General features: G+C 55.3%; 28 protein-coding genes. 11 read left to right on the forward strand and 17 right to left on the reverse strand.

All coding sequences use genetic code 11. The features are described from left to right. Window positions 1-151 precede the first annotated feature (151 nt). The 3 genes from ACJSDX_RS08185 to rpoE are packed head-to-tail and all read right to left on the reverse strand — an operon-like array spanning window position 152 to window position 2,188. Complete coding sequence (locus tag ACJSDX_RS08185; RefSeq protein WP_407994285.1) at window positions 152-1,105, reverse strand: MucB/RseB family sigma factor regulatory protein; 954 nt, start codon at window positions 1,103-1,105, stop codon at window positions 152-154. A 7-nt stretch (window positions 1,106-1,112) separates the two neighbouring features. Further along, complete coding sequence (locus ACJSDX_RS08190) at window positions 1,113-1,571, reverse strand: sigma-E factor negative regulatory protein (RefSeq protein WP_407994286.1); 459 nt, start codon at window positions 1,569-1,571, stop codon at window positions 1,113-1,115. Further along, a complete protein-coding gene (gene rpoE, locus ACJSDX_RS08195; RefSeq protein WP_405029496.1) occupies window positions 1,571-2,188 on the reverse strand; it encodes an RNA polymerase sigma factor RpoE in 618 nt (205 codons plus the stop codon). The genes ACJSDX_RS08190 and rpoE overlap by 1 nt, the downstream gene beginning before the upstream one ends. Before the next feature lie 194 nt (window positions 2,189-2,382). Between rpoE and nadB the strand changes: the two genes are divergently transcribed. Then, complete coding sequence (nadB, locus tag ACJSDX_RS08200; RefSeq protein WP_407994287.1) at window positions 2,383-3,999, forward strand: L-aspartate oxidase; 1,617 nt, start codon at window positions 2,383-2,385, stop codon at window positions 3,997-3,999. 39 nt (window positions 4,000-4,038) lie between these two features. On the opposite strand, the gene ACJSDX_RS08205 is transcribed toward nadB, so the two are convergent. From ACJSDX_RS08205 to ACJSDX_RS08235, 7 genes are all read right to left on the reverse strand, one after another. Next, complete coding sequence (locus ACJSDX_RS08205; RefSeq protein WP_407994288.1) at window positions 4,039-4,476, reverse strand: DUF1841 family protein; 438 nt, start codon at window positions 4,474-4,476, stop codon at window positions 4,039-4,041. After that, complete coding sequence (gene thiD / locus ACJSDX_RS08210; RefSeq protein ID WP_309564783.1) at window positions 4,476-5,351, reverse strand: bifunctional hydroxymethylpyrimidine kinase/phosphomethylpyrimidine kinase; 876 nt, start codon at window positions 5,349-5,351, stop codon at window positions 4,476-4,478. The genes ACJSDX_RS08205 and thiD overlap by 1 nt, the downstream gene beginning before the upstream one ends. Continuing rightward, window positions 5,352-6,449 carry an FIST N-terminal domain-containing protein gene (locus tag ACJSDX_RS08215; protein WP_407994289.1) on the reverse strand — a complete coding sequence of 366 codons (1,098 nt, stop codon included), beginning with the start codon at window positions 6,447-6,449 and terminating at the stop codon, window positions 5,352-5,354. Then, the gene (gene nth / locus ACJSDX_RS08220) at window positions 6,446-7,105 is read right to left on the reverse strand and encodes an endonuclease III (RefSeq protein ID WP_407994290.1); all 660 of its coding nucleotides are present in this window, start codon (window positions 7,103-7,105) and stop codon (window positions 6,446-6,448) included. The genes ACJSDX_RS08215 and nth overlap by 4 nt, the downstream gene beginning before the upstream one ends. Then, complete coding sequence (rsxB, locus tag ACJSDX_RS08225; RefSeq protein ID WP_407994291.1) at window positions 7,102-7,752, reverse strand: electron transport complex subunit RsxB; 651 nt, start codon at window positions 7,750-7,752, stop codon at window positions 7,102-7,104. The genes nth and rsxB overlap by 4 nt, the downstream gene beginning before the upstream one ends. Window positions 7,753-7,823: 71 nt before the next feature. Further along, window positions 7,824-8,357 carry an acyloxyacyl hydrolase gene (locus ACJSDX_RS08230; RefSeq protein ID WP_407994292.1) on the reverse strand — a complete coding sequence of 178 codons (534 nt, stop codon included), beginning with the start codon at window positions 8,355-8,357 and terminating at the stop codon, window positions 7,824-7,826. Between the two features lie 138 nt (window positions 8,358-8,495). Further along, window positions 8,496-9,212, reverse strand: coding sequence for a flagellar brake protein (locus ACJSDX_RS08235; RefSeq protein WP_407994293.1), 717 nt, complete (start codon window positions 9,210-9,212; stop codon window positions 8,496-8,498). A gap of 241 nt (window positions 9,213-9,453) precedes the next feature. On the opposite strand from ACJSDX_RS08235, the gene ACJSDX_RS08240 reads away from it, so the two are divergent. The 4 genes from ACJSDX_RS08240 (at window position 9,454) to ACJSDX_RS08255 (ending at window position 11,983) form a co-directional block, all read left to right on the forward strand. Continuing rightward, the gene (locus ACJSDX_RS08240) at window positions 9,454-9,594 is read left to right on the forward strand and encodes a DUF3149 domain-containing protein (protein WP_309564778.1); all 141 of its coding nucleotides are present in this window, start codon (window positions 9,454-9,456) and stop codon (window positions 9,592-9,594) included. Window positions 9,595-9,728: 134 nt separating this feature from the next. Next, window positions 9,729-10,505, forward strand: coding sequence for an Aq_1264-related membrane protein (locus ACJSDX_RS08245; protein ID WP_309564777.1), 777 nt, complete (start codon window positions 9,729-9,731; stop codon window positions 10,503-10,505). Window positions 10,506-10,617: 112 nt separating this feature from the next. Further along, window positions 10,618-11,400: a TIGR01458 family HAD-type hydrolase gene (locus ACJSDX_RS08250; protein WP_407994294.1), complete on the forward strand. Its 783-nt coding sequence runs from the start codon at window positions 10,618-10,620 to the stop codon at window positions 11,398-11,400. A gap of 22 nt (window positions 11,401-11,422) precedes the next feature. Beyond that, window positions 11,423-11,983 carry a YqiA/YcfP family alpha/beta fold hydrolase gene (locus tag ACJSDX_RS08255; protein WP_407994295.1) on the forward strand — a complete coding sequence of 187 codons (561 nt, stop codon included), beginning with the start codon at window positions 11,423-11,425 and terminating at the stop codon, window positions 11,981-11,983. Window positions 11,984-11,985: 2 nt separating this feature from the next. On the opposite strand, the gene ACJSDX_RS08260 is transcribed toward ACJSDX_RS08255, so the two are convergent. Then, a complete protein-coding gene (locus tag ACJSDX_RS08260) occupies window positions 11,986-12,723 on the reverse strand; it encodes a hypothetical protein (protein WP_407994296.1) in 738 nt (245 codons plus the stop codon). Window positions 12,724-12,909: 186 nt separating this feature from the next. On the opposite strand from ACJSDX_RS08260, the gene dapA reads away from it, so the two are divergent. The 3 genes from dapA to ACJSDX_RS08275 all read left to right on the forward strand — a co-directional run bounded on the left by dapA (window position 12,910) and on the right by ACJSDX_RS08275 (window position 15,861). Then, window positions 12,910-13,782 (forward strand): 4-hydroxy-tetrahydrodipicolinate synthase, encoded by an 873-nt coding sequence (gene dapA, locus ACJSDX_RS08265; RefSeq protein WP_407994297.1) that lies wholly within the window; start codon window positions 12,910-12,912, stop codon window positions 13,780-13,782. A 28-nt stretch (window positions 13,783-13,810) separates the two neighbouring features. Then, window positions 13,811-15,019, forward strand: coding sequence for an NlpB/DapX family lipoprotein (gene bamC, locus ACJSDX_RS08270; RefSeq protein ID WP_407994298.1), 1,209 nt, complete (start codon window positions 13,811-13,813; stop codon window positions 15,017-15,019). Window positions 15,020-15,087: 68 nt separating this feature from the next. Next, a complete protein-coding gene (locus tag ACJSDX_RS08275) occupies window positions 15,088-15,861 on the forward strand; it encodes an MBL fold metallo-hydrolase (protein ID WP_407994299.1) in 774 nt (257 codons plus the stop codon). Window positions 15,862-15,973: 112 nt separating this feature from the next. Here ACJSDX_RS08275 and ACJSDX_RS08280 read toward each other — a convergent pair whose 3' ends face one another. The 3 genes from ACJSDX_RS08280 to ACJSDX_RS08290 form a co-directional block, all read right to left on the reverse strand. After that, window positions 15,974-16,192: a hypothetical protein gene (locus tag ACJSDX_RS08280; RefSeq protein ID WP_407994300.1), complete on the reverse strand. Its 219-nt coding sequence runs from the start codon at window positions 16,190-16,192 to the stop codon at window positions 15,974-15,976. A 184-nt stretch (window positions 16,193-16,376) separates the two neighbouring features. Then, window positions 16,377-17,183, reverse strand: a complete 807-nt coding sequence (locus ACJSDX_RS08285; protein ID WP_407994301.1) for a secretin GspD/PilQ domain-containing protein — start codon at window positions 17,181-17,183, stop codon at window positions 16,377-16,379. A gap of 110 nt (window positions 17,184-17,293) precedes the next feature. Then, the gene (locus ACJSDX_RS08290; RefSeq protein ID WP_407994302.1) at window positions 17,294-18,454 is read right to left on the reverse strand and encodes a JmjC domain-containing protein; all 1,161 of its coding nucleotides are present in this window, start codon (window positions 18,452-18,454) and stop codon (window positions 17,294-17,296) included. Window positions 18,455-18,535: 81 nt separating this feature from the next. Here ACJSDX_RS08290 and ACJSDX_RS08295 point away from each other — a divergent pair, with 81 nt between their 5' ends. Both ACJSDX_RS08295 and ACJSDX_RS08300 read left to right on the forward strand, forming a co-directional pair. After that, window positions 18,536-18,997 (forward strand): peroxiredoxin, encoded by a 462-nt coding sequence (locus ACJSDX_RS08295; RefSeq protein ID WP_407994303.1) that lies wholly within the window; start codon window positions 18,536-18,538, stop codon window positions 18,995-18,997. A 14-nt stretch (window positions 18,998-19,011) separates the two neighbouring features. Then, on the forward strand, window positions 19,012-19,491 hold the full coding sequence (locus ACJSDX_RS08300) for an FKBP-type peptidyl-prolyl cis-trans isomerase (protein WP_309564766.1): 480 nt from the start codon (window positions 19,012-19,014) through the stop codon (window positions 19,489-19,491). Between the two features lie 113 nt (window positions 19,492-19,604). On the opposite strand, the gene ACJSDX_RS08305 is transcribed toward ACJSDX_RS08300, so the two are convergent. The 3 genes from ACJSDX_RS08305 to ACJSDX_RS08315 form a co-directional block, all read right to left on the reverse strand. Continuing rightward, window positions 19,605-19,853: a hypothetical protein gene (locus ACJSDX_RS08305; protein ID WP_309564765.1), complete on the reverse strand. Its 249-nt coding sequence runs from the start codon at window positions 19,851-19,853 to the stop codon at window positions 19,605-19,607. 109 nt (window positions 19,854-19,962) lie between these two features. Next, entirely contained in the window at window positions 19,963-22,533 is a 2,571-nt protein-coding gene (gene mutS / locus ACJSDX_RS08310) for a DNA mismatch repair protein MutS (RefSeq protein WP_407994304.1), read from the reverse strand. Window positions 22,534-22,690: 157 nt separating this feature from the next. Then, complete coding sequence (locus ACJSDX_RS08315) at window positions 22,691-24,928, reverse strand: TonB-dependent receptor family protein (protein WP_407994305.1); 2,238 nt, start codon at window positions 24,926-24,928, stop codon at window positions 22,691-22,693. Between the two features lie 328 nt (window positions 24,929-25,256). Here ACJSDX_RS08315 and ACJSDX_RS08320 point away from each other — a divergent pair, with 328 nt between their 5' ends. Then, entirely contained in the window at window positions 25,257-26,594 is a 1,338-nt protein-coding gene (locus ACJSDX_RS08320) for a histidine kinase (RefSeq protein WP_309564763.1), read from the forward strand. Window positions 26,595-26,597: the final 3 nt, after the last annotated feature.

Here is a 26,597-nt window from a genome sequence, read left to right on the forward strand (position 1 = left end):
TCGTTAACACGTCACACTCACACGCCGCCTAGGCAACCGGCGGCAAACTCACACACCATTCACGAATTCACACGATACTCAGACCGCATAGCTTATATGCTGCAAGGCGGGCATTCGGATACAACGAAACCGCGCTTTAGACCTCGAACAGCTATTTGAAACTGACCGCGCTGCCTATCTGTGCCACCGTCGCAGCGGGGACCTCGCCTACCACCAGTATCTGATAACCCTTGCTGACATTGGCATAGAAATGGGTAGCCCCTTTCGATGTCTGGCCGATTTTAGGACGAATACCTTTGGACAAAGGTTCAATGAAGAGGGAAACGGAAGCCAGTCCGTCAGTGAAAATGACTTGCGTGACAGGAGCGCTCTTGCCCGGCACGAGGCGGGTGACCTGCTCGACCTTGCGGTAGCCTGCGGGCAAAGCGCCTACCGTCCAGCTTGACACTGCTTCCTGTGCCGGCTGGGCATGAGCTTCCTCGAGAATATAGTGCTTGTTGTGATCGACATTCGGGTGGAACCAGTCCATGCCCTGGTCTTCCATCATATTGACCTGGCTGAAAGCCATCTGCTCGAGCATCTGCTTTTGATCGTTCAGCATCAAGGACTTGAGCAGCAAGCCATACTCACGGTCCGCCCAGAACTTGTAGGCATAGCGCAAGCTATCGCGTGGATCGAGGAAGACAACGCGGCCATCGCGGCCGGCAATGCGTTCCGTACCGCCTATCCTGGCTTGGTAGCTGGCCTTGAGGAGCTCCATGTCGTCAGGCAGGACTGCCGGGAACAGATTGTGCGCCCGGCGTTTTTCCATGATGACTTTTTCATTCTTGGAGCTGAAAATAACCACGTCCCCGCCCTGACTGAGCATTTCGCGCGGCGTACCGTCCAGCACCACCATGCGGGCATATTCGCCCTGGCCGGAGTTGGTATGGGTGATCTGGACCGATTTGATATTGTCGCCCGACTGATAGATGAAGACCCCTTTATAGCTCAGGTCATGCGCTGCGCGGGCAGCTTTTTGCAGGACAAGCCAGGGGTCTTCAGGTTCGGCATGCACAACCACAAACGGAGTTGCCAGCAAACACGCCAGCAGGAAACGCTTCATCTACCGACTACTCCGCGTAATTGGCTGGCTGGATATAGTAGGCGGAATTGTTGGAAGCCTGGGATTGGTGCGCCAACCAGTAGTCGGAAGGCAGGCTTTGTGCGATTTCCATCGGTGTCGCGTCATCCTCGAGCCCGCTTTGCACTTGCTGCTGCAATACCACCCAGCCGACAAACGCCACGGCGGAGACGGATGCAGCCACAGACCAGAGCTTGCTGCTCTTGAGCATGGCCTGCTTGCGCTTGACGGCGGGCACCAGCAGCACAGGCTCGTCCTCGAGGCTGGCTAACAGCCGTTCGGTAAAGTCGGGCTTGAAAACAGGGTTGCCGCGCATGGTATCGCCAATCAAATGATAATCAGACCACGCCTGGGCGGATTCGCCTCCAGACTTCAAAGTCGTATACAGGTACTCTGCATCCTCAAGCGCTATATCGCCATCCATCAGCGCCGAAATTTGACTTTTCATTACCATCTCCTGTTTTCGGGGGTGTCCAGCAAAGGACGCAACTTCTGGGCAATCGTTTCACGGGCACGGAAAATTCGCGAACGTACCGTCCCTATCGGGCAATCCATCATCGTGGCAATCTCTTCGTAGCTCAAGCCTTCTATCTCGCGCAAGGTGATCGCCGTACGCAACTCTTCCGGCAACGAGGCTACCGTATCGTTCACAGTCTGGGCAATTTCCTTGCCCATCAATTCGGTTTCAGGCGTATCCATGGTGCGCAATTCGTCACCATCGTCGAAATTCTCAGCATCCTCGATTTCGATATCGCCTGTGGCTTGGGGCCTGCGCCCCATTGCGACAAGGTAATTCTTCGCGGTGTTGATGCCAATGCGGTAAAGCCAAGTATAAAACGCGCTATCGCCACGAAAACTGGGTAGAGCCCGGTAAGCCTTGATGAAGGATTCCTGGACGACGTCCTCGACCTCGGCAGGGTCCCTGATCAAGCGCGAGAGCAAACGCCCCAGCTTGCGCTGGTACTTGTCCACCAGCAAGCCAAACGCGCGCTTGTCGCCGCTTTGCGCGCGCTCAACTAGCTGCTGGTCCAACTCCCGATTGCCCGCCGGCGGGGTTACTGCCATCGCAGCCATGCTCCCTGTCTGTGTTTTCTTGACAGACGGAGTATACCCGCGCACTCCCGTATCGACGAAGCCCATGCGCGAAAATTCCTCGAAATTATTTGTCTTGATCATGACCTTCCCTTTGTATTTTCATGACTAGCTTAGTGCTACAGACAGCGCTACACTCGCTAAAGTTCATCCATTTCTAGGTTCTTATGCAGCAATACGACGTCCTCATCATCGGCAGCGGTTTGGCTGGCCTCACGCTCGCGCTCAAGGTAGGGGCGGATAAAAAAGTCTGCCTGATCAGCAAGCGCGGCATCAATGACGGTTCCAGCAACTGGGCGCAGGGCGGGATTGCCGCCGTGCTAGCAGATGATGACTCAACGGAAGCACATATTCAAGATACCCTTATCGCCGGCGCGGGTTTATGCGATGCCGCCGTCACCCGCCTGGTGGCCGAGCACGGCAGGGAAACCGTGGAATGGCTGATTGCAGAAGGAGTTCCCTTCACGCGCGAGGACGACAATAGCGGCTTCCACCTTACGCGTGAAGGCGGGCACAGCCATAGGCGGATCATTCACGCTGCCGACGCCACGGGACACGCCGTCCAGAAAACCCTGGCCGAGAAAGTGCGCCAGCACCCGAATATCACGGTATTGGAAGAGCATATCGCGGTGGACCTCATCACTGCGGGCAAGGTGAACATGGAAGGCAGCGCCTGCCTGGGCGCCTACGTGCTGGACAATACGACGGGAAAAGTGCTCACCGTCGGGGCGCAGCACACGGTATTGGCCACAGGCGGGACGGGCAAGGTCTATCTCTACACAACCAACCCCGACGTAGCCTCAGGCGACGGCGTCGCCATGGCCTGGCGCGCGGGCTGCCGTATCGCCAACATGGAATTCATCCAGTTCCATCCCACCTGCCTCTATCACCCGGAGGCAAAGTCGTTCCTGATCACGGAAGCCGTGAGGGGCGAAGGCGGCATACTCAAGCTGCCTGACGGCGCGCGCTTCATGCCTTGGCATGACGAGCGCGCCGAATTGGCGCCTCGCGACATCGTGGCCCGTGCGATTGATTTTGAAATGAAAAAGCGCGGCCTGGACTGTGTATACCTCGACATATCGCACAAGCCGGCCGACTTCATCCTCTCGCACTTCCCCACGATTTACCGCCGCTGCTTCGAGCTGGGCATCGACATCACGCGCGAACCCATTCCCGTCGTGCCCGCAGCGCATTACAGTTGCGGCGGCATCATGACCGACCATATCGGCCGCACCGACATTCCCAGGCTGTATGCAATCGGAGAGACGGCCTGTACCGGACTGCACGGCGCCAACCGCCTCGCCAGCAATTCGCTGTTGGAATGCCTGGTGTTCGGCCAAGCGGTGGCCCATGACATCCTTGCTCAGCCGCCGATGCCGGTGGTTGCCCTGCCCTATTGGGATGAAAGCCGCGTTACCGATGCCGATGAGGAGATCATCATCACCCACAACTGGAGCGAACTGCGGCGCACCATGTGGAATTATGTCGGCATCGTCCGTACCAACAAGCGCCTGACTCGCGCATTGCACCGCATCCATTTGCTGCGCGACGAAGTGCACGAGTTCTACAGCAATTTCCGCATCAGCAACAACCTGATCGAATTGCGCAATCTGTTGCAGGTTGCGGAACTCATCGTGAAGAGCGCGATGGAACGCAAGGAAAGCCGCGGCCTGCACTATAGCAAGGACTATCCCTTCCTTGCCGACGAAGCCGTGCCTACCGTGCTGGAACCGTCCAACTACTATAGTTTGCTGGACAGCCATCACGGGCATGAGCATCACTGAGGCCGAGCTGTCGCTGGATATCCGGCGCAGCTCATTGCGCTACCCTCGCGCCTTGGCCTCGATACAAGCGGCATAAGCCTGCGCATCCAGGCCGGCACCAGTGCGCTGGGCTTGCCAGATGGCCTCTGCCAGGCAGTCCATCAGCACATGCTGCGCCTCGACCGCGTCGCCATGCTTGCGCCATAAGGCGTGGTAGGCAGCATTGATGCCTGGCGGCTGGTCTATGGAAACCTGCTCGAGTACGGAAAGATGCAAGCTCATATGCAGGAAGGGGTTGGTTTCCCCCATTTCGGGAAAATAGGATTGATCCAAATAACGCTCTGGCGCATCCAGCACGTGATGGTATTCAGGATGGGCCTGCACGATGCCGACAGCCATGGTCTCGAGGTCGGTCAACACTTGCTGCCGCTGAAACTTGGCCCAGGCATCGAAGAAAAACTGGCGCACCTGGTCGCGGCTGGGGCTGAACAGGGCCATCAGGCTTCCCACACCTTCATGGCCTGCGGGGCAAAGCCATGGTTCAGCGGCCCGACTCCTGCGCCGGTCCTGACGTTCGAGCCGGCATACAAGGCAGAGCGCACGTAAATCCTGGCCGCCTGCACCGCATCCGGCAAGTTGAAGCCCAATGCGAGGTATGCCGCAACCGCCGATGACAGGGTGCACCCCGTGCCGTGCAGGTTGTGGGTGGAAATGCGCAGCGAATGCAGCTTGTGCAGTTCGGTCACCTGACCTGCCGCATTGGCTTGCACCAGTATGTCCAGGACGTCATGCCCGGGCAGGTGGCCGCCCTTGAGCAGGACGGCATGGGCGCGCTGCCCGAGCAGTTCCTGCGCAGCCTGCTCCAGCTCGTCGGTCCCGGTCAACGGTCGGCCCAACAGCAATGCGGCCTCATCGAGGTTGGGCGTGACGACGAGCGCCCGGGGGAAAAGCTCGTTGACCAGCACCGAGATGGCTTCGTCCGAAATCAGCTTCGCACCATTGGCCGCCACCATGACCGGGTCCAGCACGACCTGCTTGAGACCGTGCGCATCCAGCGCTTCCGCCACGGTCATGACCACTTCAGGCGAATGCAGCATGCCGATCTTGACCGCGTCGACGCCGATATCCTCCACCACGGCGTCGATCTGGTCGCGCAGCATTTGGGGCGGCACGCTATGAATGGCGCGCACGCCCTGGGTATTCTGCGCGGTCAGGGCCGTAATGGCGGTCATGCCGTAGCAGCCCAGTGCGGAAAACGTCTTGAGGTCGGCCTGTATGCCTGCGCCGCCGCTGCTATCCGAGCCCGCAATGGAAAGCACGCGAGGATAGCGGTTGGTGGCAGCGGCATTCAACAATGGTGATACATTCATCATTCAACTTTCAGCAGTAAACAATCCCAGCACGACAGAGTGCTGCCACAAGGCATTGCGGCCATTGACCGGGGCGATTTCGCCATTGCCGTAAAACCCGATCACCGGCATGCCGGGATAATAGCGCTTCAACAGGGCAAGATCATGATCCACCCCGTCATAAAAATGCGGGCCGCGCGCCAAGCAGGAGAACATCAAACCAAAAGTGGGCTCATTGCGCAACCTGGCGCCCATGGATGCAATTTTGGAGGCGAGATGCCGCTGTGCGGCATCTCGGTCCAACAACCCCCAGGCGAGCCAGTCGCCCGGCACGGCTTCCTTCGCCAGAGTCACGGATTGAGTGTCGGCGTTGGCTCCCACAATTGGAATTAATTGGCAATCTCCCCGGGATAAGGCTGCCTCGCTCTCGGCCAACATCAGCATCATATGGTGACAGGGTATGCCCGCTTGGTGCTCAATACCTTGCGCACTTAGCGCATTGGCCAGGCTAGACCATGCGGATTGGCGGGAGGCGGATTGATTGGATAATACAAGCAAGTCATGCCCGCTGGCCTGGTCGATCCGCTGCGGCACGCCAACCGGCTTGAAGGGGTGCGCCACATCGACCACGCCCGCGGCTCCCTCCAGCGCCAGATCACAATGCCCGGTCAAGACCTTGCCATTGCCCCATAGCGAGAACTGCCCTTGGCCTGTCGCATCCCCTGCCACCCCGCCAAAGCGTATTCCGGGCGACTCCATCCAGGATGCGTTGAATGCGTTTGGCGCCGTCAGCGTCAACAATACGCCATCCTTCTGGTCTCTCGCCATAGCGATAGCCGCGCCATCGCCCAGCACCAGCGCTGCAGCAGCGGAACCGTCCAGCACCCACTCGTCCTGGGTAAAAATCCCGGGCGCGGAACAACCGCTGACCTGGGTGGTGCTCGCCGCCGTCGCGGCGGCACGTAAGGCCGGTTGCGGGTCTTGTGCGAAATCCTCGCTCAGGAACAGCAGCACCCCAGTGGCGATATCAAGCCCTGCTTGATCCAGGGCCTGCCTGACGGCTTGTGCAGCGAGCTCTGGCAGCGGCTGGCGCCCTTGTGCCAGTCCTGTTCCAACTTTCAAACAGCCTCCACCGCAGCAGAAGCCGGCGTTGTTTTGGCCTTGAACTCGCAAAGATCGTAAATCACGCATTCGCCGCACTTGGGCTTGCGCGCCACGCAGACGTAGCGTCCATGCAGGATCAGCAGGTGGTGTGCATCGTGCAAGTACTCCTTGGGCACCACCTTCATCAGCTTGTTTTCCACCTCGAGCGGTGTCTTGCCCGGCGCGAGGCCTATGCGGTTGCCAAGGCGGAAAATATGCGTATCCACCGCAATGGTGGGTTGGCCGAATGCCGTGTTCAATATCACGTTGGCCGTCTTGCGCCCCACGCCCGGCAGGCTTTCCAATGCTTCGCGCGTATCCGGAACCTCGCCATTATATCGGTCCACCAACAGGCGGCAGGTGGCCATTACGTTCTTGGCCTTGCTGCGGTAGAGGCCTATCGTCTTGATGTAGCTTTCCAGGCCCTCGATGCCAAGATCAAGGATTGCCTGGGGCGTATTGGCTACCGGGAAGAGCTTCGCCGTCGCGATGTTCACGCCCTTGTCGGTGGCCTGGGCAGAGAGAATGACCGCGATCAGCAGTTCGAATGTGCTCGTATGCACGAGTTCGGTCGTCGGTTCCGGAATGGCAAGGCTGAGCCGGCGGAACAATTCCTGGCGTTTTTCTGCGTTCATGCTTTTTGTGGGATATCTGTTTTCCGCTGGGCACGGACACGCGCCATGGCGGCGGCCAAGGCTGCTTTCTTGGCGTCTATTGTATTGGGAGCCTGGCCGTCAGCCTCGCGAGAGCTGGCGTCCGCTAATGGTTTTGGAGAATTGCGGTCAAGACGCTGCAAGCGAGCCTGATGCCGCCTGCGGGCGGCATCGGCCACCCGGCGCGCAGGGCTTGCCGGCAGGGTGTAATCCCAGTCCTGGTTTGCCAAAGGCTCCATATCGATACACTCTACAGGACAAGGTGCCACACACAACTCGCAGCCGGTACATTCATCCGCAATCACCGTATGCATTTGCTTGTGCGTGCCCAGGATTGCATCTACAGGACACGCCTTGATACACAAAGTGCATCCTATGCAACTCCCCTCGTCGATGACAGCCCGCATCTTGGGACGAACAACGCCGTGAACCGGGCTTAAAGGCGCATAAGGCTGACCGAGCAGCTGCGCCAGCGCGTGGATCCCGGACTCGCCGCCGGGAGGGCATTGATTGATGCCTGCCTCTCCCCGGGCGAGTGCATCTGCATATGGGCGGCAGCCAGCATATCCGCATTGCGTGCATTGCGTCTGCGGCAATATGGCGTCTATGCGATCTGCAAGTTCGATCATTCCGTTATGTGCCATCAATGAATAACAGAATTATACCCGCCGCCCGAGATGAATCCGCCTATTAAAATAAATTAGAAATGATAGCCAAAGCGGATTTCATTGAAATTGACGCCTGGATTGGTACTGGTAATGCCCGCATTGGAGAAATGCTGAAAACGGTAGCCGAGGTCATATTGCTGCTGGTCGCCGAATGTGACCCCAAAGCCGACATGGCTGCCGAATTCGAAACGGGTCCCCATGCTGACGCTTCCATGCACGCGGCGGCCCGAGAATTGATAGGCCCCTACGCCGGCTTCGACATAGGGATTGAATATCCCTGGAGGTTCGGAGCGCTGCAAGCGGAACACCGGCGCTATGCCGATTGCATACAGCTCTTTTTCGGGAGAAGGTCCGTCGCCTTTCCAGGCCGTGCCGGTCACTTCCCAATACCCTCCGAGATGCCAATCGCCTTCCGTGAACCAGTGCTTGTCCCAATCCCACGTCAGCGAAACCGCGGCCATGTTGGCATCAGGGCCGGAGCCGCCAGTGAACGCAATACCGTCCACGGCATTGGCAGAGTTATTCAGAGTACAGCATGCTAGTAACGCGAGTGCAATTTTCTTCACGTGATCTCCTGGCAAGTTGTTACTTCATTGAAAGTGACTGCAGAACCTAGGGCTATATCCCAGCGCGATTGTATGCAAAAAACAGCTTTCCTTACCATAGCGATTTAACAGGCTTGTGCTTCCTTGTTCAGAGCGTACCTAGACCAGGTTTTGCCGTCTATCGACCAGGCATTCATAAACGTAATGGCGCACGATCAATTGCACGTTGCTTTCCAGTGCCACAAACTCAAGGCCGGCAAGAAAGCTTGCGCCGCCTGACGGAGCTACTGGCACCACGTTGCGCACCCTGGCTTGCAGAGTAATGGCGGACGTCTCATCCTCATGCAATTGGGGCAGGTTGAAATTCAAGACCAGCTGGCCGTCAATCTTGCCTATGTCACGATCAACCAACACCTGGCATCCAGTGGCGCTGATATTGGTCAACTTCACCGGCACGGTTGTACGATCTTCCAAACCCAGCTGTCCTTCAATATCCGCCTTGATCCGCATTTCCCTGCGGATTTTCTTTACCTGGATGGCATGAGGAAAGGAAATGCATAAGCAATTCAAGGGATGCTGAATCGTCTGGATCACGCTGGCGTCAAAGCTGCTGATCATGATCCCGGAAAAAACACGCACCGTGACTTTCTCACCATCGTAAAAAGTCAGGAAAGTGCCCTGCGCCTTGGGCAAACGCAACAGCAGGTATTCATTGCGCTCCATGCCGATGAAGGTGGAAAGATATTGTACGGGGGTGTGGCCTCGATGCCGCAGTAACTGCAGCCGGGTTCCTGGTTGCAGATTGATTTCTTCAAACCCGACCTTTTCCGGCCCGTCGTTTTCTGCTTCAGGCGGATTTTCAATGATGTCTGTCATGATGGCTTGTTCTTAATTGCGCTTATTATCCCAGGCAAACCATGGCTTGCCCGCTCATGTTTTTAACCGTCAGATTATTGCTGATGTCAGATAGCGAGACAAGGTAACACCGATGCAGCAGGATAAAATTTAACCATTTTTAAATAAAGGTCTTTACTCTTTCCGGCAAAAGCGTAGCATACCCATAAAAATATTATGGTTATTAATCTTTACACCGCGATAACGCTAAAAGGAGATCGCCATGCTTAAAGTACTGTTTGGTTCGTGGGTGGGCATCGCATCGATCGGCACCATCATCCTGACCATTATCGTCATCAGCTATTGGATTGGATTCTGCATACTGAACGCCCGCAAAGAGCGAGAAAACGCCTCATCGCACTGACTTATTCCACCGATGCAAGCCTTACTTCGACAGTAAGGCTTTTCATTTGCAATAACCCTACTAAAACTAGGTGCTATATCTCAATTTGAGGTATGCTTGCGTTGCTTGTATTTTTAACGCTAGACGAGAATGCCATGAAAGAAACGCCCTCCAGCCTGCCTTGGCTCAACCTCCCCAACCTTCCCACCTCGATCAAGACCCTGTTTATTGGCTACCTTCTGGTGATCGGCGTCGGCCTTTGCATGGCCGGCCTGCAGATCATGCTCACGCACGGCATGGCGGATGGAAAGCTGGGCCTGTCCAAGGATGATATCGTCTACAGCTATTACGGCGACCGGAGCGGCAGCAAGCTCGAAAGCAAACTCAACGGCTCGATGAAACCGCATGCGCCCCCTGAGGTGCGCCTCGACATCATCAAGTGGGTACGCAACGGCGCGCCCGAGGATCAATGGGAAAACCACTTCAAAGGCGTGTTCGCGGAGCGCTGCGTCATGTGCCACAGCGTAATCCCCGGCATCCCCGACTACAGGACCTATGAGGGCGTGAAGCAAGTGTCCGCCGTGAATGAAGGCGCCACCATCCAGAGCCTGACACGGGTTTCCCATATCCACTTATTCGGCATTTGCTTCATTTTCTTTCTTATGGCGTTCATCTTCAGCTTTGCCGTGAACGTGCCGCGCATCCTGAAAATCCTGGCGATCGCCTTCCCGTTCGCGTTCCTGATCCTCGACGTATTGTCATGGTGGCTGACCAAGCTGAACCCTGGGTTCGCCTGGCTCACGATCATTGGCGGCATTGGCTACAGCATTGCGTCCACGTTCATGTGGGTGACCAGCATGTACCAAATGCTGATCCTGTCGCGCAACGGCAAGACCTATGGCAACGCCTGGGAAGCAGACTTGAAGAATTAATGGCTGTTTCGGGCAGCTAGCTACAGCATAACGGAGGCTTGGCGGCCTCCGCTGTTTTTGTACCGGCACGAGCCTTGCTTGCCCATGAATGAACATTCCAGGAGGTACGCATATGGACACTTCATCGGTCAACGCCGTCCTGTTCGACCTGGATGGCGTCCTACATATAGGCAACAGCCCGATTCCCGGCGCGATAGAGACGGTCGACTTGCTGCGTACAAAGGGCCTTGGCTGCCGCTTTGTCACCAACACCAGCACCCTTTCGCGCTATTCCTTGCACCAGAAAATCCTCGGCATGGGGTTCTATGTCGCGCCGGAGGAAATCATCAGCGCGCCTGAAGCGGCATTGAAATATCTTGAACAGCTCGGCAACCCGCTTTGCCGCTTCCTGTTGGCCGACGACGTCAAGAAAGACTTCTCGCACTTTCGCCAATCCAACACCGCGGCGGAATACATCGTCGTGGGCGACATAGGCAAGGCCTGGACTTACGACGTCATGAACGAGGTGTTCAACTGCCTCAAGAACGGCGCGAAGCTGATCGCGATCCACAAGAACCGCTTCTGGCAAACCGAGGCTGGGCTGCAAATGGATATCGGCGGCTTCATCACCGCGCTGGAATATGCCGCCGGTACGCAAGCCATGATTATCGGCAAGCCCGCTACCGAGTTTTTCCAGATCGCCCTCGCCGACCTCAAGCTCCCGGCATCGGAAGTGTTGATGATCGGGGATGATGTCGATTCGGATGTCGGGGGTGCACAAAAAGCGGGCATTCGCGGAGTGCTGGTGCGCACCGGCAAGTTTCGCGAGGAGTACCTTGCCTCCGCAACCGTTGCGCCCGACATGGTGATAGACTCTGTCGCCGACCTGCCTGCACTGCTAGGATTGCAAGACTGACACCATTCAGGAGAGTATGCGCTTGAACATTCTTTATTTGCCGGGCTTCAACTCCAGCCCGGCAAGTGAAAAATCCTCGCTGCTGCGGCAACACTTTCCCCAGGCCGTCATTCCTGAGTACAACAGCTGGGATCCTGATATTTCCTACATTCAGCTCGAACAGGCCATCCTGCCGTTGCTGGCCCAAGGCGTCTTGCTCACGGGCTCATCGCTCGGCGGTTTCTGGGCTTACCAATTCGCATGCCGCTATCGCCAACCCTGCCTGTTGATCAACCCTTGCATGCACCCTGAGTTGAGCTTGCAGCGCTACGTCGGCAAAGTGGAAAATTTCTACTCGCAGGAGCAAGGCTGGCTGACCAAAGCCCATTTGGCAAAATATGCCGCTTACCGCCTGAGCGGAAAGCCCGGCAGGGTAACCGTACTACACGAACAAGGCGATGAATTGATTCCCTACATGGAGAGTGTGGCCAATTTCTCCGGCAAGGCCAAGCTGATCCTGCCCGGCAGCGGCCATCACCGCTTTGCCCGGACCGACCTCATCGTGACCAGCATGATGGATATGCTTCCACCTGGCGGTCATTAGCATCAAAAAGCATAAATCAGCCGCCATGACGCCAGCCACTCGGTCTTCATGTCGTCGCTAAGCCGCGAAGGCCCGATACCAAACTGCAAAGTACGGTGCTTGTCGAAGTTGTAGTGCAACTGGGGAGTGATGCGATAACGCCATTTCATGCGGTGGTCGATCTCATTGTTCACTTCCAGCCCCAGCACGAGCCGGCTGGAGTAGCTGTAAAACAGGCTGTTGTTCGAAAGCACCACGTTCCTGCCACGGCTGCCCAGCTCGGTGCGCCGCACACCCAGCATATTGAACGTGCTCCACCTGGGACTCATACGGTATCCATGCAAATACAAAGCGTCTGCAGAATACACGTCCTCATGCGCCTTGCGCTTGGCAATCACCTGCCAACCATGAATCATCCGCTCGCTCGCGGGAGAATCCAGCGTCCCCTGCAACGCCAGCTTGTAAGTCGATAGCGAGGAATTCTCGAACGGCAGCTCGATCTCGAGCGCGTAACCGTCGGCAAACGCATATTCAATTTCCGGCGCCCACTGGATATCGCCATTACGTAGCGAGTGTTCCGCCAGATTGTTCACCTCCAGCTCACCCTTGGGAGAACCCAGGGGCCGCACAAGATCAAACAGCATGGGCTCGGGAATGGCAGGCTGCTCGCTGCTCAACGCTGCGTCATTGGCATGCGACAACATGGAAAACAGGCCGGCCACCGCAGCCATGGCCGGCTTGTTCATTACATCAGGTTTCATCGATCCGTCATTTCTGGAAACATTGGCGGGTATTATAAGAAAATAATGCTCCCTTAACATTTCCGCCTCGCCCCGGATCACTTTCCTCACAATGATTTACAGCCATGAAAGGGCATAAAATCATATTATTATCCTCCCAGTTTCAGTTAAAATGGGCAGGTTTAATCATTATCAGGTCGTATAACCATGCTGCAAGGCAGTCTCGTTGCCATCGTCACCCCCATGCTCGACGATGGCAGCCTGGATATCCAGGCGTTACGCTCACTCATCGATTACCATATCGAGCAGAAATCCGATGGCATCGTGGTGGTGGGCACAACAGGCGAATCCCCCACTGTCGACTTTGATGAACACGCCCTGCTGATCAAGACCACGGTCGAGCATAGTGCTGGCCGTATCCCGGTCATTGCCGGTACAGGAGCGAACTCCACCAGCGAGGCCATCGCCCTCACCCGCAAGGCGAAAGAGCTAGGCGCAGATGCATGCCTGCTGGTCACCCCCTATTACAACAAGCCAACGCAGGAAGGCCTGTATCAGCACTTCCAGGCGATTGCCGCGGCAGTGGACATCCCGCAGATTTTGTATAACGTCCCCGGCCGCACAGGCTGCGACCTGCAAAACGACACCGTGCTTCGCCTTGCCGCGATCAATAATATTGTCGGCATCAAGGACGCCACGGGCAATATCGAGCGCGGCACCGACCTGATCCTGCGCGCACCGGCAGGATTTGCGATCTACAGCGGCGATGACGCCAGCAGCCTGGCGCTGTTGTTACTCGGCGGGCACGGCGTCATCTCGGTGACGGCGAATGCGGCCCCCAGGCTGATGCACGACATGTGCGCGGCGGCCCTGGCAGGCGACACCAAGGCCGCCCGCAGCGCCAACGCCAAGCTGTTCGCATTGCATCAGAAACTGTTCGTCGAGGCCAACCCGATCCCGGTGAAATGGGTGTTGCAGCAGATGGGCCTGATCCAGGGTGGCATTCGCCTGCCGCTCGTGCCACTATCATCCCAATTCCATGACACATTGCGCAGCGCCATGAAGCAAGCTGCCATTTGATGCCACCGTTATTCAGTCAAGAGAAACCATGAATCGATTCACAATCAAACCTGTTTTACTGGCTACATTGCTTACCGTCAGCGGTTGCTCCATTCCGTTCATTGATACCAGCTCGGACTATAAGGCGGCAGGCCGCTCACGCCCCCTGGAAGTTCCGCCCGACCTCACCAATATCTCGGCCAGCGACGCTTACGCCATTCCCGGCGCCGCGACCAATTACTCCGATTACAGCCAATCGTTGAATGAAAGCGGCCAGGTAGAAAACGAGCAGGATAAAGTGTTGCCGAATGCGGACGGCGTCCGCATGGAGCGTGCGGGAGCGCAGCGTTGGCTGGTGGTGAATGCCGCGCCGGAAAAAGTCTGGCCCGTCATCCGTGAATTCTGGACCGACCTTGGGTTTGCCGTCCAGGTGGAAAACCCGCAAACCGGCGTCATGGAAACGGAATGGGTCGACCCCAGTTCGCTGGATACTGGCGACAAGACCTACCTGGAGAAATTCCAGGGCTGGCTGGACAAGCTGAACAGCCTGCAAAACCGCCAGAAATTCCGCACCCGCATCGACCATGGCGCAGAGCAAGGCACGACTGAAATCTACATGAGCCATCGCGCCGTCAGCAACGTGCCCGACGACGGCAAGGTCAAGGTGCGCACCATCGCCGGCGAGGTGGAAATGGGCTACGCTCCCACCAAGACCAAGCGCACTGGCGCCGAAGAGTCCCGCGCCATCGCGGAAGACATCGATGCGGAACTGTTACGCAGGCTCATGGTACGCCTGGGCGTCGAGGAGAAGAAATCCCGCACCATCATCGCCAATGCCTCTCCTGAATTACGCGCCAACATCAACAAGGAAGGCGACGGCACGCTCAGCCTCAGCACCAATGACGCGTTCGACCGCGCATGGCGCCGCGTAGGGCTGGCGCTGGACCGCATTGGCTTCGTCGTCGAGGATCGCGACCGCTCCAGCGGCATTTTCTATGTCCGCTACACGGACAACGATATTGACGAACTGCCGAAGGAAAAGAAAGGCTTGCTCGAGACCCTGAAATTCTGGGGCAACGACAAGACCGACAAGGACGGCAACAAAAAGCGCAAGTCCGGCGACACCCAGTACCAAGTCAGGGTGGAAAGCTCGGGGGATAGCAACTCCCTGATCACCATCACGGACAAGGACGGCCAGCGCGAACGCACCAGCACGGCAAACCGCATCATCAACCTTCTGTTCGAGCAACTCAAATAACCCATTCAGGACGGTTGTCGAATTGTTTGCATTAAAACGGCAACCGCCCTTGACCAGCACTTGCTGATATGCGATTCGCTTCACTCGGCAGCGGCAGCGCAGGCAACGGCCTGATCATCGAGCAAGGCGCCACCCGCCTATTGCTGGATTGCGGCTTCGGCTTGCGCGATGCGATCCGACGCATCGCCAAGCTGGGCCTGCAACCCGATGAGATTGACGGCATTCTCGTCACCCATGAGCACGACGACCACACCAGCGGCGTGTTCAAGCTCGCCAACCGCTATCGCATCCCGGTGTGGCTCACCCACGGCACATACGTCACGAGCCAGAGACTTATGCCAAAGGAACGCGGGTTCGACCTGCATATCATAGACAGCCACCAGTCGTTCGGCATCGGCGATTTGCAGGTCCAGCCCTACCCGGTGCCGCACGATGCACGCGAGCCAGTGCAATACACTTTTGAAGACGGCAAACACAAGCTCGGCGTGCTCACCGATGCAGGCATATCGACCCCGCATATCGAAGCCACGCTCAACGCCTGCGACGCATTGGTGCTCGAATGCAATCATGACCTGGACATGCTGCATAATGGCCCTTACGTGCGCTCCCTGAAACAACGCGTGGGAGGACGCCTGGGGCACCTGGACAACGAAAGCGCAGCGAACCTGCTGGGCAAACTGGATAACAGCAAGCTGCAGCACATCGTGGCTGCACACCTGAGTGAAAAAAATAACCAGCCAGCCTTGGTCAATAATGCATTAAGCCGCACTCTCAACTGTGAAGAACACTGGATCGGGATTGCCAGCCAGCAAGAAGGGTTCGACTGGCGTCAAATCAAATGAAGCAAGTATCTTAGAAGAACTTAAGGAAAGCTGAGCAGTAAAAAAACAAAAAGCCGGCATTGCCGGCTTTTCGATCCAGATAATTGAAGCTGGCATGAAGCCAGCATGTCAATTACTTAGCTTCTTCAGCAGGTGCTTCTTCTGCAGGAGCTTCAGCTGGAGCTTCTTCAACAGCAGGAGCAGCTTCTTCTGCAGGAGCTTCGGCTGGCGCCTCTTCAACAGCAGGAGCAGCTTCTTCAACAGCAGGAGCTTCGGCAGGTGCTTCTTCCTTTTGACCACAAGCAGTCAAAGCAAGTGCGAGCAGAGCGGCAAGCAGAGCGGAACGTGTCATTTTTTATCCCTTAAAGATGTGTGTAGACAATAAATTTTAAAACCAGTTACGGTAAGCCTTTAAACCAACCGAGTGCCAAAAATTCTACCATTTCCGATAAAAAATACCACTGTTTTTTGGCTACCAGCCTTATTTAGCACAATATTCTGCCACTTTTCGAATAAAAAAACAGGCGGCAAATCCCTCAATCAACCTTGATTTGCAAGCGGCTGTTTTTTCCTTCTGCAAACTGGCTTTGCGAGAGAATGGCGCGGCTGACCTCATCCCGCCCCTGCATGACGCCGCCGATATCCAGCCACTGTCCCCGCGAGGCGCGGACAGTGGTCGACAACTGTTCGAAATCAATGAAACCCATCGCATTGAGGCGCGCGATACGCGGCGTGATTTCCACCTCGACCTCATTGCCGATATAACGGGGCCTGACAGCAAAACCAGTCGTGATGTCATGGAATTCTGTTGTCTGCTGTACATTGGCATATTGCGCGGTCAGCAATACCCACTGCTGAGTAAAGGGCACGGATTGCCCGACCCGGATGAAAGCGCGCTCGCCATCCAGCACCGTCAGGAACTGCTCCCCGCTGCGACGGCTTGCGGTCTGGCTGTCATCCATGTTGAAGCGCAAGCCATCGCGCCCGGAAGCATCATCATTGATGCCGATCTCGACATCCCCGTGCCGCAGGCTTCCGTCAACACCCATTGAGCGATTATCCTGGGCGGCATAATCGTCATGGCGGATCGTGATCCGCACATTGCGTTGCACGGTATCCAACCTTTCGACCAAGGCCTCGACCGCATCCATTTTGTCGGCTGTGGCGCGCACGACCAAGTGATGGTCTATCGCGGTGACCGAACCTTCGGGGCCGACTAGCTGTTGTACCGCAGGCAGGATATCCTGCGGAAAACGATGCTGCAGCGTAATCATCTTAAAATCCAACCCTGCCGCCTGGACAGGAAAGCAAACCAGACACATGGTCATCAACAAGGCACGCATGATTTCATCCCTGGCCAATGCATACTCCTAATTTACGGCTGGCAGTGACGCCACTTCCGGTAGAGAGATATCACTCCACCTTGCATATTGCTTTTGCGTAAGCTACGCGATCACTCCATGAAATGCAAATAACCCGCCAGATACCAGCCATATAGCTGCTGCATCAATGCAGCATCCTGCAGGATAGCGGAATCAAAGTAAGCAGCCTCAAGCCGGCGACCATCCGCCAATGCCGTCAGAACCGGCTGATGCTGCACCGCTGCCGCCAGCTGCTCGCCATTCATGAAGAACTGGTTTCCATGGAACAACATCTGACTCTTGCCAGACAATGCAATGCCGTGCTTTGGGAGTTGTTGCACAAACTGCTTCAATCCCAGCGCCTCATTTTCATCAAACACGATATGCGGCTTGGGCTCTGAAAGGTAACGTCCGAGAAAATCGGACACATCATTGGGCTGCCAGCGGATCTGCTCCAGCATCGCGCTGACCTTGTCCAGCATCCGCGTGCCAATCTCCGCCGGATGCGACTGCAGCTGCAATTCCGGGTCTGCATACATCCCAGGCACGTGCAATTTGTCCTGCAGGTAATTGAGGAATTCACTGGCGAGCTCCTGCGCCGAAGGCGCCCGGAAGCCGATGGAGTACGTCATGGCATTGCCCGCTGCAATGCCCCAGTGCGCGACGTGGGGCGGCAAATACAGCATATCCCCTGGCTCTAACACCCATTCCTGCTCGGTATTGAAATTTTGCAGGATACGCAGCGGCGCGCCCTGCACCAAGGTCAAGTCCTCCTGCTCACTGATCCGCCATAAACGCTCGCCTTCTCCCTGCAACAGGAACACGTCGTACGAATCGAAGTGCGGCCCCACGCCCCCCTGGTCGGGCGCAAAGCTCACCATGAGGTCGTCCAGCCTGGCGTAAGGCACGAAAGCGAACTGCTGCAACAATTCCGCCGCTTCCGGCAAATGATGGTTGACGCCTTGCACCAGCAGGGTCCAGTCGCGCTCGGGCAGCTTGGCAAAGCGCTTTTCGTCGAACGGTCCGCTCTCCACGCTCCAGCGCCCGCCCTTGAATGAAATCAGGCGAGACTGCACATCCTCCTCGCAAGCCAATCCTGCCAACTCATCCGGGCTCAGCAGTCCATGGAAGCCAGGAATGGCCTGGCGGATCAACAGAGGTTTTTTCTGCCAGTATTCGGCGAGGAATTGCTCTGCGCTCAAACCGCCAAGCAAGATCAGCGGAATCTCTTGTGAAATTTGTTCTTTTTTCATGTTCGCATGATAGCGTATTGCTTACGCTGCCAAGAAATTAGGTTAGAATCTTTCCCGTCATCCCCAACTGCAAAGCAAGCCATGCTGCAGCCCAATACGCCAGCCCCTGACTTTTCCCTGCTAGATGCAGATATCGAGACTATCAGCCTTTCCGCATTGCGCGGACACAATGTGGTGCTCTATTTCTATCCCAAGGACAACACCCCCAGTTGCACATTGCAAGCCATTGAATTCAGCGACTTGGAGGAAGAGTTCAAGCGCCATGACACTTTCGTGATCGGCATCAGCCGGGATGATTGCATAAGCCACGCCAACTTCCGCGACAAGCATGGCCTGGCAGTACAACTGCTGTCCGATGAGGATGGCGAAGTATGCAGCCAATATGGCGTATGGCAGGAAAAGGAGAGGGACGGCATCAAAAAAATGGGCATCGTCCGCTCCACATTTGTCATCGACCGGACTGGAGTGGTACGCTTGGCACAATATGGGGTGGTGGCCAAAGGCCATGCCGCAGAAATACTCAACTTTATCAAATCACTTTAAAAGAAGGATCTTTCATGCAGATCGCCATGAACACTGTTGTCACCATCACTTATGAACTACGCGATAGCGATGGGAATATTCTGGAGGCCAGCAAGGATCCCGTCAGCTACCTGCACGGCGGATATGACAATATTTTCCCGCGAGTAGAAGAAGAACTGCATGGCAAATCCGTTGGCGACTCCATCGAACTGACCCTGGAGCCCGCTGATGCGTTCGGCGACTATGATGAGGAGCTGGTGCAAATAGAGCCTGTTTCCGCTTTTCCTACGGAAGAATTGAAGGTCGGCATGCAATTTGAAGGCGAAGACGAAACCGGCGACGTGGTGCTGTATACCGTGACCAATATTGAAGACGGCAAGGTCATCGTCGACGGCAACCATCCCTGGGCTGGCGAACGCGTGCTGTTCAAGGCTTCCGTCACCGCAGTGCGCGAAGCAGGCAAGGAAGAAGTAGAGCACGGCCACGTGCATGGCGCAGGCGGGCACCATCACTAGGCTTAGTTGGCGTCGATGAGCTGAACCTGGGCTGTACGCCCAATAGAAAAGGCAGCCATCAGGCTGCCTTTTTCATATCCAGTGCGGCTTAAAGAAAAGCCGCTTGACTTACATCATGCGCAAGACACGCTGCGTACCGCCTTCTTGGCACGCGCCTGCTTGCGTCTGGCCAACCGCGCATTGATACGCGACTGCCTCATGGACAATGACCAGCTGTAACTGGTCCAGCCAATCGACAGGGCAAGGGAAGCTCCACCGGCAACCATCGCACCCTGCTTTTCACCGGCAAACCAACCGATCATGGCAACAAATGATGCAAACACCACCGGAATCACTATCTTGATGAAATACTCGACAACCATATTTTCCTTTTGGGATCTCTAAATTGACAAAACCGCAGTCCCGGTAAGGACTACGGTTCATATTGTGGCAGGGAGTTGTTTCAAAACTATGTCGAATTATTGCTGATATTTATATTAATTTTTTCAATTTGTACAAAACATCCAGCGCCTGCCTTGGCGTCAAGCCATCGGGATCGATGCTTTCAAGCTCGGAAACCGCCGGGTGCATAGCGGGTTCCGGCGCACTATCCACCGCGACAAACATATCTCCTTGCCCGGAAGAGGATTGCTGCATCACCTGGCTTTGTTCAAGCTGCACCAGCTTCCGCTTCGCGGCATTCACCACCGAGCGCGGGATGCCCGCCAGTTGCGCCACCTGCAAGCCATAGCTCTGGCTTGCAGGCCCCTCCTCCACGTTATGCAGGAACACAATGCCGTTGCCGTGTTCAACCGCATCCAGGTGCACATTGGCTGCGTGCTTGAACTCTTCGCTGATCCTGGTCAATTCGAAATAGTGCGTGGCAAACAAGGTATAGCTGCGGTTCTTCTCCAACAGCTGCCTAGCGACTGCCCATGCCAGGGACAAGCCATCAAAAGTCGAAGTGCCGCGCCCGATTTCATCCAGCAACACCAGGCTTTGCTCTGTCGCATTGTGCAGGATATTGGCGGTCTCGGTCATTTCCACCATGAAGGTGGAACGGCCTCCGGCCAAGTCGTCCGAAGCGCCGATGCGGGTGAAAATCCGGTCTATCGGGCCTATCTTCGCCGATTTTGCCGGGACGAAGCAGCCGCAATGCGCAAGCAGCACGATCAACGCGGTTTGCCGCATGTAAGTCGACTTACCGCCCATGTTGGGCCCGGTAATCAACAATAACTGGCGGTAAGGCGACAAGGAAACGCTATTGGCGATGAACGGCTGCGCCAACTGCTCCACTACCGGATGGCGGCCGTCCACGATATCCAGGCCGGCCTCATTGCTGAATTGGGGCGCGACATATTTCAACACATCCGCACGCTCGGCAAATGTTGCCAACACATCCAATTGCGCCACGGCTTCCGCATTGCGTTGCAACGCGGTCAGCGCAGGCTGCAAGTTTTCAAGCAAGGCATCGAACAGCACTTTTTCACGCGCCAGGGCACGCTCATTGGCGGACAACACCTTGTCTTCAAATGTTTTCAACTCAGGCGTGATGTAGCGCTCGACATTCTTCAACGTCTGACGACGGCGGTATTCGGCAGGCACGTTCTCGGATTGCGCACGGCTGATTTCGATATAGAAGCCATGTACGCTGTTGTATTCCACCTTGAGGTTGCTGATGCCGCTGCGCTCGCGCTCCTGCGCTTCGAACTTGAGCAGGAACTCGCCGCAATTGCTCTGGATGCCGCGCAACTCATCCAGCTCGGCATCAAAACCATCGGCAATCACGCCGCCTTCGCGCAATACGGCGGCAGGCTCGTCCTTGACGGCCGCCAGCAACATCGCCAACGCGGCTTGCGGGACATCCAACTGTTGCTGCAAGGCTTGCAGCAACAACGAACTTTCAGGACGCAATACACGCTGCAACAACGGCAGTTGTTGCAAACTATCGCGCAAACCGGACAAATCGCGAGGACGCGCCGTTTTCAGGGCAACGCGCGCCGTCATGCGCTCGATATCCCCGACATTGCGCAATAATGGACGCAAGCCATCATATTGCGTCTGCAACCCCGTCACCGCCTGCAAGCGCGCCTGGATGTCAGGCTGGTGCTGCAGGGGATGATGCAGCCAGCTGCGCAGCAAGCGCGCGCCCATGGCCGTCACGGTGGTATTCAGCAAGGAATACAATGTCGGCGACGGCTCCCCGCGCAAGGTCTGGTCGATTTCCAGATTGCGGCGCGTCGCGGCATCCAGCTGGATGAACTGGCCTCCCTGCTCTACCGTCAGCCCCTGGATATGCGGCAGGCTGGTGCGCTGCGTATGCTTGACGTAATCCAGCAAGGCGCCGGCCGCCATGATGGCCGCCTGCATATCGGCGCAGCCGAAGCCATCCAGGTCGTAGGTGCTGAACTGCTTGGTCAGGGTCTGGACCGATGAATCCAGGTCGAACTGCCAAGGCGCCAGCCGCTTCTTGGAACATTTCACCTGCTCCAACGCGACATGGGAAAAATCATCGGGATAAAGAATTTCAGCCGGGCTGATGCGCTCTAGCTCCTGCGCCAGCAGCCCCGGCGCTATTTCGCTCAGGACAAAACGGCCCGAGGCCAGGTTGATGCGGGCAACCCCCAATACGCCTTCACCGCGGGAAACGGCAAGCAACAGATTGTCGCGCGTGTCGTCCAGCAAGGCAGCGTCGGTCAATGTGCCCGGTGTCAGGATGCGCGTGACTTGGCGTTCCACCGGCCCCTTGCTCTTGGCAGGGTCGCCTACCTGTTCACAAATGGCGACTGCCTCGCCTAGCTTGGCAAGTTTTGCCAGGTATTGCTCCGCCGCATGATAAGGCACGCCCGCCATGCGGATAGGCTCTCCATTGGAACTGCCGCGCTTGGTGAGCGTAATGCCGAGCAGGCGCGATGCCTTCTCCGCGTCATCGTGGAATAATTCGTAGAAATCCCCCATGCGGTAGAACACCAGCATATCGGGATATTGCGCCTTGATACCGAGATACTGGCGCATCATCGGCGTATGTTGTTCCAAGGTATTGTCTGAGGTAGTCAAATTCATTGCCCGTTCAAGCGTGCCTGCCAACGCCAGCACATCACTACAAACCTTGATTATAACGCCGCCACTATCAAGCTCACCATGCAAAAAAAACGCCCCGATAACGGGGCGCAAGTACAACTACTCCAGCAAAAAGCCAGAGGAAGGATGCGGTTAAGGATTAGAAATCGTAACGGACACCCCCGAACACTTGGCGTTGACGACCGGCATGCATGCCATCGACACGGGTTGCCAGATACTCCTTGTCACCCAGGTTATGCCCGCTGACGAAGAAGGTTGCCTTGCTGCCTATTGGACGGTAGCTCACGGATGCATTTACCAATGCATAAGATGGAATATCTCCAGCAAGACCAGACAATGCGGCATCAGTTGGGTCCAATACCCTGGCAAAAGTATCAACTTCTTGGCGGCTTACATAGTCCACTCCGATACGTGCATCCAGACCTACAGGGTGAGAGTATCCGAAGTTAACCGATGCAATATGGCGTGGTGCATATGGCAGCCTATCACCACTGACAATACCATCCTGAACTCTTTGGCCATTTTTCTTAAATTTAGCCGTGAATAAATTAGTATAGGCACCAGTCACATAAAAATTATGCGGTGTGTTATAAACCTGCCCAAAATCTATACGCCCCCCCAACTCAATACCACTGTGCTGAGACTCCCCACCATTAATGAATGCGCCAGCCCCACTATTGATTACAATCTCTTCAAACTTAGTGTGGAACAAGGTCGCTTCATAGCTAACACCGCGGAAGTAATTAGAACGGATACCGAACTCCCAATTGGTACTTTCTTCAGGCTTAGTCTTGTGAACAACGGCGGTATTTGCGGCAGATGCTACAATATCTCGGTCAGGACGCGGTGGGGCAAATCCCTTATGCACTCCAGCGAAAATCGTTGTATTCTCAATCCCATTCCATGCCACCCCAAAACCAGGTAGTACTTTGGTCTGATTATTAGTCAAACTAGATTCGGGATTTTCATGAGTTACCCCTTCAGCTCTCACCACATTGGTTTTAATACGAATATCTTCTACTCGAATACCTGGAGTTAAAGCCCAATTCCCTAAATAGAACGTATTTTGTGCGTAATAAGACTTCGCCTCGACGTCGATCCTCACATCTTCACGATGATCCCCCAAAGCTTCAGCCCAAGATTGGCTTTGCACTTCGGGGCCGTTAGCACGGAACTGGTTACGTCTAATATCCTCTTGATGCCAGCGGAACCCGATCACCGCATCACTTTCTATACCAAACAGGTTATGGCTAAAGTCCAAACGTGGCTCAATACCATAGTATTCATAATCACGAGGACGCCAGCGACCACCACATTGAGCTGCATTACTCAAGTCATCCCGCATCGCTCCACTTGGGCATCGATCGAGACGTGAGTAGCCGGTAGAACTGCCAGGACTGTCAGAATCATAACGACCAGGACTATTTATTTGACGGAAAGAAGCCCGTGAAGTCTCTGCATAATAAAACTGTGTACTTAGCTTCGCTTTCTCGCTAATCTCAAATATGTGCTTCAGTTGTAAAGTTTTTCGTGTTTGATTGAATTGGTCCTGATCACCGGTAGGTGCCTGATATTTATCCTCTCTCCATTCCATCTCACCCAAGCCGGTTTCCGAAATACTGGATTTCTCCTCATACCAGCCCAACTTAGCAATCAATGTATTTCTATCATCAAGATTCAACTGGCCTTTTAATGTTAGTTCGTTAATCTCGAAGTCATGATTTTTACGGATACCATCACCTTTTCGGTTGACTGCATCCAACATAATGCCGCCCCAGTCACCACCTGTACCAATATTGACATGGCCGCCGCTGAAGTTGTTGTTGCCAATAATCGCCATCACACTGGCCTGAAACTCTTTTGGCACGGGCTTGGTCACAAAGTTGATCATCCCGCCGACAGTTTGTGGGCCATACAATGTTTGACCAGACCCTTTTACAATCTCAATCCGGTTTACACGATCCAATGGCGTGGAGTAATGAGCTGATGGATCGCCATAAGGCGCCATAAATAATGGCATGCCATCTTCCATCAAAAGAGTACGCTGGGTGCGTCGTGGATTCATTCCCCGAATACCAATATTAGGCGCAAGAGCAAAAGCATCCTCACCAACAATATTAATCCCAGGTGTTTGGTTTAATGCTTCGCGCACGCTGAATGGCTGCCGAGCCTTCAATTCCTTTTCATCCACCACATTGAAAGAGCCAGGCACAGCCTCCAGGCGATCTGGCAAGATGCTGGTCACCTTGACCTTGTCTGTAACAATGTTCTCCTCATTCGCCTCGGAAGCGGCATTCAGCTGACCTGCCTGCTCTGCCGCGAACGCTGGCATAGTCAGGATCAAGGCTGCCATCCCCATCATTGGTTTTTTAATCACGTTTGAATTCCCTCTCAGTATTATTTGAACGCTGGAATAGCATCGTTTTTCCAGCACTTCTCCATAAATATCACCAGTTTTCTTTAATTGTAAAAATTTGTAACCAGCGACAGGTGAGAGTTTCCAAGGATTGGTTCAATCCAAGAAGGGGAATTAATCACAAATTATATTGGGAATAAATCCCAAATATGTTTTGAAAATATTTCAATGTAAATAAAAATTAATCACACATAAAAACGGGAAAAACTCACAAACCCGCGTCCAGCAAGCGATTTCAGGAAAAAATCACTTCCATGGAATGAATGATCTCTATCAGAATGTCGCGATAATGAGCACCACTCAAAACTCCATTCCTATGATCACATTCTGGACACGCATTTCTCAGTCTGCCCGTGATTTTGTCATCTCCCTGATTGTCATCATGAGCGTCTTCCTGCTCTCGGCAAAGCTGGACCTCTCGGAAAAATTCATTGCATGGGCGCTGGCTCATGAATCGCTGCAGCTGGACGAGTTTCCATTGGTGCTTTTCGCCGCAGCTTTTGTCGCCATCTGGTTTTCACGCCGCCGAATGCGCGAAATGATCTCTGAAGCCAACCGCAGGGCAGAAGCCGAACATGCATCGCAAGAAAGCCAGCGCATGTTCAAAACGCTGTTCGATCAAGGCTTGTGCGGCAATTTCATTGCTGACATGAAAGGCAATATCTTGCTGTGCAACCAGGCATTCAGCACCATGTCTGGCAACAGCGCCTCCACGCTCAACCTGAAGAAGGCAATTGGCAAGCATTGGGATGAGCTTTGCCAAAAGCTGCAAACGGCAGAAAAGGTCGATATTCCGGAACTCACGGTTGCGCGTCCCGATAATGCGCCATGGATCGTGACGGCCCGGCTGACACGCGCCCTGGACAATCCGCACACCTCCGAAAAAAATATCTACGGTTTTTTTGCCGATATCACGGAGCAACACTTGGCTGAGCGTGAACTGGCTGTCCTGCTCAAGGAGAACCAGGCGCTTGCACGCCATGCCATGCAGGTTCAAGAGGAAGAGCGCCGCAATATCGCGCGTGAAGTCCATGACGAAATGGGACAGTACCTCACTGCAATCCGCCTGGAATTAGCCAGCCTGCCCAAGGACAAGCAACATCCGCTGGCAGAGTTTGCCGCGCGCATCAACTCGCATGTCGAGCATATCCAACAAGCGGTGCGGGGACTGATCCACCGCCTGCGGCCTACGGCATTGGACGCCCATGGGCTTGTGGAGGCGATTGAACAATTGGTCAGCGAGTGGAAAAAGCAGCATCCAGCGATCGAGTGTCAATTGGCGCTGGACAAGAGTTGCCTGAGCCTGCCGGAAAAAACCAGCATCGTAGCCTACCGCATCGTGCAGGAATCGCTCACCAACATCGCGCGCCATGCGCATGCAAGCCATATCTCGATCAAGCTCATCCGCACGCGCGGCATCCTTTCCGACACGTTGACGATAGAAGTTCATGATGACGGCGTTGGCTTCAACCCCCACCTGCCCAGAGCCGGTTTCGGCCTATCCGGCATGCGCGAGCGCGTTGAAGCGGAAGGCGGCGTGTTTAACGTACGCAGCAGGGAGAAAGGGGTCGTCATTTCGGCCACGCTACCCTTCAGTACAGCATCCAAGGCGATTCAGGAAAGTTAATTA

It is taken from the genome of Methylobacillus draconifructus, from assembly GCF_045984355.1.
GTDB lineage: Bacteria > Pseudomonadota > Gammaproteobacteria > Burkholderiales > Methylophilaceae > Methylobacillus > Methylobacillus flagellatus_A.

Coding starts and splice junctions, on each gene's coding strand:
- rpoE (WP_405029496.1), bottom strand. CDS start 2,188: ATGGCAGTAACCCCGCCGGCGGGCAATCGGGAGTTGGACCAGCAGCTA.
- ACJSDX_RS08295 (WP_407994303.1), top strand. CDS start 18,536: ATGCTGCAGCCCAATACGCCAGCCCCTGACTTTTCCCTGCTAGATGCA.
- ACJSDX_RS08205 (WP_407994288.1), bottom strand. CDS start 4,476: ATGGCCCTGTTCAGCCCCAGCCGCGACCAGGTGCGCCAGTTTTTCTTC.
- dapA (WP_407994297.1), top strand. CDS start 12,910: ATGCTGCAAGGCAGTCTCGTTGCCATCGTCACCCCCATGCTCGACGAT.
- ACJSDX_RS08190 (WP_407994286.1), bottom strand. CDS start 1,571: ATGAAAAGTCAAATTTCGGCGCTGATGGATGGCGATATAGCGCTTGAG.
- ACJSDX_RS08300 (WP_309564766.1), top strand. CDS start 19,012: ATGCAGATCGCCATGAACACTGTTGTCACCATCACTTATGAACTACGC.
- nadB (WP_407994287.1), top strand. CDS start 2,383: ATGCAGCAATACGACGTCCTCATCATCGGCAGCGGTTTGGCTGGCCTC.
- nth (WP_407994290.1), bottom strand. CDS start 7,105: ATGAACGCAGAAAAACGCCAGGAATTGTTCCGCCGGCTCAGCCTTGCC.
- bamC (WP_407994298.1), top strand. CDS start 13,811: ATGAATCGATTCACAATCAAACCTGTTTTACTGGCTACATTGCTTACC.
- thiD (WP_309564783.1), bottom strand. CDS start 5,351: ATGATGAATGTATCACCATTGTTGAATGCCGCTGCCACCAACCGCTAT.
- ACJSDX_RS08280 (WP_407994300.1), bottom strand. CDS start 16,192: ATGACACGTTCCGCTCTGCTTGCCGCTCTGCTCGCACTTGCTTTGACT.
- rsxB (WP_407994291.1), bottom strand. CDS start 7,752: ATGATCGAACTTGCAGATCGCATAGACGCCATATTGCCGCAGACGCAA.
- ACJSDX_RS08285 (WP_407994301.1), bottom strand. CDS start 17,183: ATGCGTGCCTTGTTGATGACCATGTGTCTGGTTTGCTTTCCTGTCCAG.
- ACJSDX_RS08260 (WP_407994296.1), bottom strand. CDS start 12,723: ATGAAACCTGATGTAATGAACAAGCCGGCCATGGCTGCGGTGGCCGGC.
- ACJSDX_RS08305 (WP_309564765.1), bottom strand. CDS start 19,853: ATGGTTGTCGAGTATTTCATCAAGATAGTGATTCCGGTGGTGTTTGCA.
- ACJSDX_RS08290 (WP_407994302.1), bottom strand. CDS start 18,454: ATGAAAAAAGAACAAATTTCACAAGAGATTCCGCTGATCTTGCTTGGC.
- mutS (WP_407994304.1), bottom strand. CDS start 22,533: ATGAATTTGACTACCTCAGACAATACCTTGGAACAACATACGCCGATG.
- ACJSDX_RS08240 (WP_309564778.1), top strand. CDS start 9,454: ATGCTTAAAGTACTGTTTGGTTCGTGGGTGGGCATCGCATCGATCGGC.
- ACJSDX_RS08245 (WP_309564777.1), top strand. CDS start 9,729: ATGAAAGAAACGCCCTCCAGCCTGCCTTGGCTCAACCTCCCCAACCTT.
- ACJSDX_RS08250 (WP_407994294.1), top strand. CDS start 10,618: ATGGACACTTCATCGGTCAACGCCGTCCTGTTCGACCTGGATGGCGTC.
- ACJSDX_RS08320 (WP_309564763.1), top strand. CDS start 25,257: ATGAGCACCACTCAAAACTCCATTCCTATGATCACATTCTGGACACGC.
- ACJSDX_RS08275 (WP_407994299.1), top strand. CDS start 15,088: ATGCGATTCGCTTCACTCGGCAGCGGCAGCGCAGGCAACGGCCTGATC.
- ACJSDX_RS08185 (WP_407994285.1), bottom strand. CDS start 1,105: ATGAAGCGTTTCCTGCTGGCGTGTTTGCTGGCAACTCCGTTTGTGGTT.
- ACJSDX_RS08235 (WP_407994293.1), bottom strand. CDS start 9,212: ATGACAGACATCATTGAAAATCCGCCTGAAGCAGAAAACGACGGGCCG.